The following is a 6,458-nucleotide window of genomic DNA, read 5'->3' on the forward strand; positions in this document are numbered from 1 at the left end:
TATTGAAGAATAGTCTTAACGAGGTACGCCGGCATTGATTGAGCCGGTGTTGCCTTGTTTTGATACCCATACATAGATCGCCTTACCCTCGACTAAACCTTGCGGCAGGAAGCCCCAGACCCGACTATCAGCACTATTGTCGCGGTTGTCGCCTAGTACAAAATACATACTATCTGGAACCTGCCATTTACCGGCGGGTTCGCGTTCGTGCGTGTGCTGCACATAGGGTTCGTCTAACGCGATATCGTTGCGAAAAACCTGATGGCCGCGCACTTCAATCATGTCTCCAGGTAAGCCTATTACTCGCTTGATGTAGACCTGCTTGGGGTCACGCGGATACCGAAAGGTGATAATGTCGCCGTGTTGAGGGCTCTGTTTTATATAGGCGAATGTGCTTGAAACAATGTAGTCGCCGGCCAGTAATGTTGGTTCCATTGAGGTAGCTGGAAGACGATACGGAATATGCCCAAAGATTCGCGCTCTTGGGTCGAGGCTAGGTGTGCCGCTCGGATTGAAAACGTAGAGCCCGAGTGCGGCGACGCCAACCACCATTAACATACCCAGTAAAAAACGTTTCATGACTCTACTCTCCTGAATGGCTCTGTTGTTTGACCCAATTTGAAGTGATGTCAAACAACTGGTCTAAGCCATCAGTTAGTGCTGCTGGCCCGGGTTGCAAAATATAGGCGGACTTAATTTCGAACACATGATTGGTCTTTACCGCCGGAACATCTTGCCAACCTTGTCGTTCGCCGACTTTATTGGGATGAAATTTTTTGCCGCACCATGAACCAATTATTATGTCCGGCGCACGTTCAACGACTGTCAGTGGGTCGGCGACAATTCGTTGTTTGCCACCTTGATGCTTGGCATTTTCGGCAAAGCAATCAATCCCGCCAGCGATTTCGATAAGCTCACTGACCCAGCCGATGCCACTGATTATGGGGTCATACCATTCTTCGAAATATACCCGTGGTTTTACCGCCCAGGTATCGGTCAATGCGCGCATGTCGTCGATCTTGCATTGGTAGCTAGAAGCGAGTTGGTCTGCGGCTAACGGTGCGTCGACGAGTCGGCCAAGGGTCTGGATCATACGAAGAATGCCGGCCACATCACGATGGTTTAGTACGTAAACTTCAATGCCTGCGCGAATCAATTCGGCCGCGATATCGGCTTGTAAGTCCGAGAAACCAAGAACAAGATCCGGCTTTAGATCGAGAATCTTCGGAATATTAGCGCTGGTAAAGGCGGATACTTTTGGTTTTTCTTTGCGCGCTTGCGGGGGGCGAACGGTAAATCCTGAAATGCCCGCTATACGGTCTTGCTCACCAAGTAGATACAGAGTCTCAACCGTTTCTTCGGTCATGCAGATAATGCGTTGTGGCCAGTTCATAGTATTCAGTGAATGTCGGAGTGCGGTTTCGGATCAAGGGTGCGCGATGATCTTATCGTGTTTAACATCAATTGGGTAATCAACTGTCGAACTTACACGTTAGTTGGCGACGACGCTGTTGCAAATCGAGTTTGTTAGTGCAACCAAGCGTAAGGCGTCTGTAGTATAGTTTCCAGCACCGTTGATAAATGAACTTTTAAATGAACTCTGATTATTTGAAAATTGCCGGTGGGCTGAGCTTTGTTGTCGCATTTGTGCATTTACTAATTCCAGTTGGTGGCCCTGCTTGGTATCGTTTTTTTGGTGCTGGCGAGCATATGGCCAGTATGGCGGAACAAGGATTATTACAGCCGACAGTGGTGACTCTGGCCATTGCCGCAGTACTCGCATTGTGGGGCGCGTATGCATGGTCTGCTGCCGGCATTCTTCCTGCGTTTCCCGTGTTGAAATCCGCGTTGGTCTTGATTACATCAATCTATCTGCTGCGCGGTATTTTAGGCTTGGTCGCGCCGTTTATCTCAGACCATCCCCAGGTCACGCAGAACAGTGTCGGCTTCTGGGTATGGAGCTCAATAATCTGTTTAGTGTTTGGATTGGTGCATCTGAAAGGCGTTGTCGACAAGTGGTTTGTCTGAGATATAAACAGATGAAAAAATAAGAAAAGCAGTGTTTACTTCCAGCAATGCCCAAATCAATCAATATTAAATAAGCTTTTATGTCTACGAAAATTAACGTGCCAAATGTTTTCAGAAAGGTAGTGCTAGTGACTATGACCGCTTACTGCGTTTTATTGGTGCTGCCCTATCTGTGGACAAGCTTCTATTCTAAGCAAGTGTTGAGCGTGTTGGCTTGGTGGGGTTACGGCGGGCTGATTAGTATTTACGGCGTCGTACCCTATGTGTTTGTCGCGGCCATGCTAGTGTCGCTCACTGGTTTGTATTTCTTCAAGCGTTGGGCAAGAACGATGTTTGCCTTGACGATGTTGGCAATCGGTATTGTTTCGCCGTTATTTGGCCTAGCCATCGCGCCGAGTTTTGATACGCTGTTTGCTCATGTCTTTGGTCTTGGTTGTGGTGCTATATTAGCGTTGTCGTATCTATCTGAAGCCGCGAATGAGTTTACCAAGCAACGCTAAGTTCTCTGCATTGGCCTTGTTGAGAAATTAAAGGCCTCTAACTGCGAATGCTTGAACTATGTTTCTGCATGGCGTCATACAACCTACGGAAAAATACCGATAATGACTAAAGTAGCTATTTTTGTTGACGTTCAGAATGTCTACTACACTGCGAGGCAAGTGTTTCGGAAGAATTTTGATTACAATAGATTTTGGATAAAGGCTACCGAAGATAGAATAGTGGAGAAGGCGTTTGCGTACGCAATCGAGCGAGGCGATCGAAAGCAATTTGAGTTTCAAAATATTTTGCGAGCGATTGGGTTTGAGGTAAAACTAAAGCCTTTTATACAGCGCGCCGATGGCTCGGCTAAAGGTGACTGGGATGTTGGCATTACTATCGATGTGATGGAGTATGCGGATCAAGTCGATGTCATAATCTTAGTGTCGGGGGATGGTGATTTTGATCTCCTAGCTAAAAAAATCCGCGACGAGAAAGGCAAACGAGTTGAGGTTTATGGTGTTGCCGACTTAACCGCTAAGTCGCTGATCGACGCAGCCAGTGAATTTATTCCCATCGACAACGCGTTGTTACTCAACTAATCTAAATACCATCACCGGTAAGCTTTTGAGCTGCTGATACCGAATGACTGTTAAAAAGTGAAATTATGACGTTGGGATAAAGGTCGGCAACAGACTGGCTATGAAAAAATGTTGCTAGCGACAGCTGCCTGGCCGCTAGCTTTTGACATGTATCTGCTGCGGTTTTCCGTTGGTGATGAAATACCGCCACACCAAGACCAAGTGAACAACGGTGAGCACCATAGAGTAAATATTATTTTGAAACATGCTAAAGAAGGCGGTTTGTTTATTTGCCACGATGCAATCTATGACTCAAGTCGAATAAAATATTTTCGTCCAGATCAGTCAGTGCATCAAGTCACAAAAATTATTCAAGGGAGCCGCTATGTATTTAGTATCGGATGGAATAGGAAAGCATGACATAAACAAAATAAGCCTTTGCTGTAGTTCTCACATTGTACCGATTACTTGTTAATAATCGGTCGAAGTTATACGGAATATGAGTAGTTAATGAAAATAATTAGAAGTAAAGAATACGCGCCGGATGTGGCATGGAGCGCAATTGATATTGCGAATATGAACGGCATTACTACGCGTTTGCATTGGACGGATGCGCCCTATAAGTGGCATGTTAATGATGGCCAAGAAGTCTTTGTGGTGCTCGACGGGCAGGTAGAAATGTTTTACAAACAAGGCCAGTCTGAATTATCAGTGATGTTGCAGGTTGGCGATATATTTTATGCTTCAGTTGGCACCGAGCATGTGGCGCATCCGCATGGCGAAGCGCGAGTTTTAGTAATCGAAAGCGAAGGCAGTGTTTAGTACTCTAGCCGTAGATCCGCTCCTTGAATCATTTTAAGGTGCTAATTATTCTAAAAATACTAGCTTAACGATTCAAGAAATATACACAAGTTGTAACTATTTTTTGAAAAACTGAAATAAAATCAAGGAGTAAGAATTTCTGTCGATGTCGATATAAACACAACTCAGTTGAGATTATATTTTTCTGAAACCGCTAACGCATTGATTAATATGGATTTATGAAAGTCACTATAAAAATATTCTCAATAAAAATATCCATAACTAAGTTAGGATATGAAAACTGTTATGTGTAGGAGGGGTAGTTCGTGGATACAGTTCTTAAAGTAGCTTTGGGTGTTTTTGTCGGTGCTTTAATCGTTTTTCTATTTCGTATTGCATACGTGAATTATGTATTTAATAAGGCAATGACATCTGTTGCAGAGGTTAATGAAACCATTGCTAATCAAACCCAGAAAAGACTACAGATTCAAAAAGACAAAATTACCGCTGAGAGGGCAGCGACAAGAAGAGAAGAGCGAGCAATGCTAGCGGCTGCAGAACAGAAAAGGCTTGAAGCTGCGAAGAAAGCCAAAGCATGGGCTAATTTTTTTAAAGATCCAGAAGAGTGCCTCTCTTACAAGTCGGAACAGCATATGATTGAATGTGCCAACAGAAGAATAAAAGCGAAAAGAGAATTCGAACAAAAGTGGAATGAAGGTTCATTATAAAATCACACATAACAAGGCAAAACACTGCCGCTTCGCTCGGACGCGTTTCACGCGCCCGTGTTCGCGGCGTTACATGTCACCAAGGAATTAGTTTTGTGCAATTTTTAGAAGATGGTTTTGAAATAGTACAAAATATCATATCGACTGAAGAAATCGAGGCGATTACCTGTGAGGTTGGGAAGTTGGAAAGCAAGGGAGGCGGAATTCGAAATGCAGAAAAGAAGATTGCATCGGTAAAGATTCTCGCGGAAAGTGCGAAGTTTATATCTCTAGCGTCAAATTATCTTTCCGCTGAAGCAAGCTTCGTTCGCGCGATAATTTTTCTAAAATCCATTGAAAATAATTGGCTGGTGACTTGGCATCAGGATAAGACTGTTTCAGTTTCGAAAAGGCTAAATTCTCCAGGCTGGGGTCCTTGGAGTCAAAAAGATGGAGTTCTGCATGTGCAACCACCAGTCGAAGTATTGGAAAAAATGATCACTTTTAGGGTTCATTTAGACGAATCAACAGAATTGAATGGATGCCTACGATTAATCCCCGGCAGCGATAAAGAAGGTGTTATGTCACAGCCGTCAATTGATAGCTATTCAAAATTGCATTCCGTAATAAGCTGTGAGGCGCCAGCCGGGTCAGCATTGATCATGCGTCCGCACACACTGCACTCATCCAGCAAAGCTAAGTCAAATCACCCTCGCAGGGTACTTCATTTAGAGTACAGTAGTTATAAGCTACCCGGCGGTCTTGAATGGGCATAAAAACATGTAACAATACGTGCCAGTCGGACAGTTTGTTCCGTGGCTTTTTTGTGTTTTCGCTACGCTGTAACACAAAACTCCACTCCACAAACTGCCGCTGCACTCTGCGTTATGTTTTTTTGAGCCTCAATGATCAAAAGTAGACTGATATATTTAATACCTTTAGCACTAGGGATTTTTACTGTTGTCGTAGATTATCTTCCAGAAAATTTACCATCTGCGTTAGGTGAATATCGAAACATTCAAGATGTTCAAAATTTTGATTTCCCTTTTTCAATGTTTCTACGCATAGCTTTTTTCTTCGCTTGGCTATTCACATACATAGCTATTTTTCTGGGTAAAAGAAAATACCTTAGTCTCTGCGCTGTTAGTTTCATAGGTTTCATCATTTCTAAATTGCTCTTCGGTCCAATCGTTGTTACCGCAGAAATAAGCATTCTTCAGCAATTAACAATATTTTCGGTTGGAATTGCACTTGGTGTAACATACAGAAATGGCATGTAGTAAAAACATAACAAGGCGTCAAAGTTCACTCCGCCTGCGGCTCCGCGGGACGGCTGCTACGCGCCGCCCCTTGGCTTGGCGTTAAATGCTAATGGAGAATCCAGTAAATGCCGAATTGGCTGAGTGAGTTTTTGTACGTTTTAGCTCTCTCTAAGAAAACGCAGTGGGCTATAATTTTGGGTGTTGTGTTTTTTGTAGGCATCCATTTGCTTGGCCTACATGTACTTTCAAACTTTGAATTACAAGGTCCATACGCCAATATTCAGGATGTGATAGTAAGCAAATTAGCAAAAAAATATGATAAAGCTGCTTGGTTCTCATTAATTTCTTTTTTAGTCCTTGCATATAAGTGTTACAGAAAGGACAAAAAGCGATTTTGGTAGCTTCATTTAACAAGGCTATCAAATCGACGGCTTTTCCGTCGCTTGTTTTGTGGCTTAACGCTACGCTACCACAAAACAATCAACTCCAAAGCCGCAATTTATAGCGGCGTTATATTTTTTGGTGAAGTCATGAGAATCATCATTATCGCAATGACTACATGTATCGTACTTGCCACTTTGGCGGTACTGACCATGTCGAGG

The 6,458-nt window shown here is 43.6% G+C and carries 11 protein-coding genes; 9 read left to right on the forward strand and 2 right to left on the reverse strand.

Annotated features, from left to right (window positions below; genetic code table 11):
- Positions 1-15: 15 nt before the first annotated feature.
- Positions 16-579, reverse strand: a complete 564-nt coding sequence (gene lepB, locus DFR28_RS16715) for a signal peptidase I (protein ID WP_113955528.1) — start codon at positions 577-579, stop codon at positions 16-18.
- Between the two features lie 4 nt (positions 580-583).
- Positions 584-1,393, reverse strand: a complete 810-nt coding sequence (locus DFR28_RS16720) for a cobalamin-binding protein (RefSeq protein ID WP_113955529.1) — start codon at positions 1,391-1,393, stop codon at positions 584-586.
- Between the two features lie 200 nt (positions 1,394-1,593).
- Here DFR28_RS16720 and DFR28_RS16725 point away from each other — a divergent pair, with 200 nt between their 5' ends.
- The 9 genes from DFR28_RS16725 to DFR28_RS16765 all read left to right on the forward strand — a co-directional run bounded on the left by DFR28_RS16725 (position 1,594) and on the right by DFR28_RS16765 (position 6,257).
- On the forward strand, positions 1,594-2,028 hold the full coding sequence (locus tag DFR28_RS16725; RefSeq protein WP_113955530.1) for a hypothetical protein: 435 nt from the start codon (positions 1,594-1,596) through the stop codon (positions 2,026-2,028).
- Between the two features lie 80 nt (positions 2,029-2,108).
- Positions 2,109-2,528, forward strand: coding sequence for a hypothetical protein (locus DFR28_RS16730; protein ID WP_113955531.1), 420 nt, complete (start codon positions 2,109-2,111; stop codon positions 2,526-2,528).
- 102 nt (positions 2,529-2,630) lie between these two features.
- Positions 2,631-3,107, forward strand: a complete 477-nt coding sequence (locus DFR28_RS16735) for a LabA-like NYN domain-containing protein (RefSeq protein WP_113955532.1) — start codon at positions 2,631-2,633, stop codon at positions 3,105-3,107.
- A 108-nt stretch (positions 3,108-3,215) separates the two neighbouring features.
- Entirely contained in the window at positions 3,216-3,506 is a 291-nt protein-coding gene (locus DFR28_RS19860; protein ID WP_211317035.1) for a hypothetical protein, read from the forward strand.
- Positions 3,507-3,596: 90 nt separating this feature from the next.
- Positions 3,597-3,908 carry a cupin domain-containing protein gene (locus DFR28_RS16745; RefSeq protein WP_113955533.1) on the forward strand — a complete coding sequence of 104 codons (312 nt, stop codon included), beginning with the start codon at positions 3,597-3,599 and terminating at the stop codon, positions 3,906-3,908.
- 305 nt (positions 3,909-4,213) lie between these two features.
- Entirely contained in the window at positions 4,214-4,615 is a 402-nt protein-coding gene (locus DFR28_RS16750) for a hypothetical protein (RefSeq protein ID WP_113955534.1), read from the forward strand.
- A gap of 95 nt (positions 4,616-4,710) precedes the next feature.
- Entirely contained in the window at positions 4,711-5,370 is a 660-nt protein-coding gene (locus tag DFR28_RS16755) for a phytanoyl-CoA dioxygenase family protein (protein WP_113955535.1), read from the forward strand.
- Between the two features lie 129 nt (positions 5,371-5,499).
- Positions 5,500-5,874, forward strand: coding sequence for a hypothetical protein (locus DFR28_RS16760; protein ID WP_113955536.1), 375 nt, complete (start codon positions 5,500-5,502; stop codon positions 5,872-5,874).
- 107 nt (positions 5,875-5,981) lie between these two features.
- Positions 5,982-6,257, forward strand: coding sequence for a hypothetical protein (locus DFR28_RS16765; RefSeq protein WP_113955537.1), 276 nt, complete (start codon positions 5,982-5,984; stop codon positions 6,255-6,257).
- The last annotated feature ends 201 nt before the right edge of the window (positions 6,258-6,458 follow it).

The organism is Arenicella xantha, from assembly GCF_003315245.1.
GTDB classification, from domain to species: Bacteria; Pseudomonadota; Gammaproteobacteria; order Arenicellales; family Arenicellaceae; genus Arenicella; species Arenicella xantha.

Bases quoted from the DNA above. Each gene is read 5' to 3' on its own strand.
- lepB (WP_113955528.1), bottom strand. From the start codon at position 579: ATGAAACGTTTTTTACTGGGTATGTTAATGGTGGTTGGCGTCGCCGCA.
- DFR28_RS16720 (WP_113955529.1), bottom strand. From the start codon at position 1,393: ATGAACTGGCCACAACGCATTATCTGCATGACCGAAGAAACGGTTGAG.
- DFR28_RS16725 (WP_113955530.1), top strand. From the start codon at position 1,594: ATGAACTCTGATTATTTGAAAATTGCCGGTGGGCTGAGCTTTGTTGTC.
- DFR28_RS16730 (WP_113955531.1), top strand. From the start codon at position 2,109: ATGTCTACGAAAATTAACGTGCCAAATGTTTTCAGAAAGGTAGTGCTA.
- DFR28_RS16735 (WP_113955532.1), top strand. From the start codon at position 2,631: ATGACTAAAGTAGCTATTTTTGTTGACGTTCAGAATGTCTACTACACT.
- DFR28_RS19860 (WP_211317035.1), top strand. From the start codon at position 3,216: ATGTTGCTAGCGACAGCTGCCTGGCCGCTAGCTTTTGACATGTATCTG.
- DFR28_RS16745 (WP_113955533.1), top strand. From the start codon at position 3,597: ATGAAAATAATTAGAAGTAAAGAATACGCGCCGGATGTGGCATGGAGC.
- DFR28_RS16760 (WP_113955536.1), top strand. From the start codon at position 5,500: ATGATCAAAAGTAGACTGATATATTTAATACCTTTAGCACTAGGGATT.
- DFR28_RS16765 (WP_113955537.1), top strand. From the start codon at position 5,982: ATGCCGAATTGGCTGAGTGAGTTTTTGTACGTTTTAGCTCTCTCTAAG.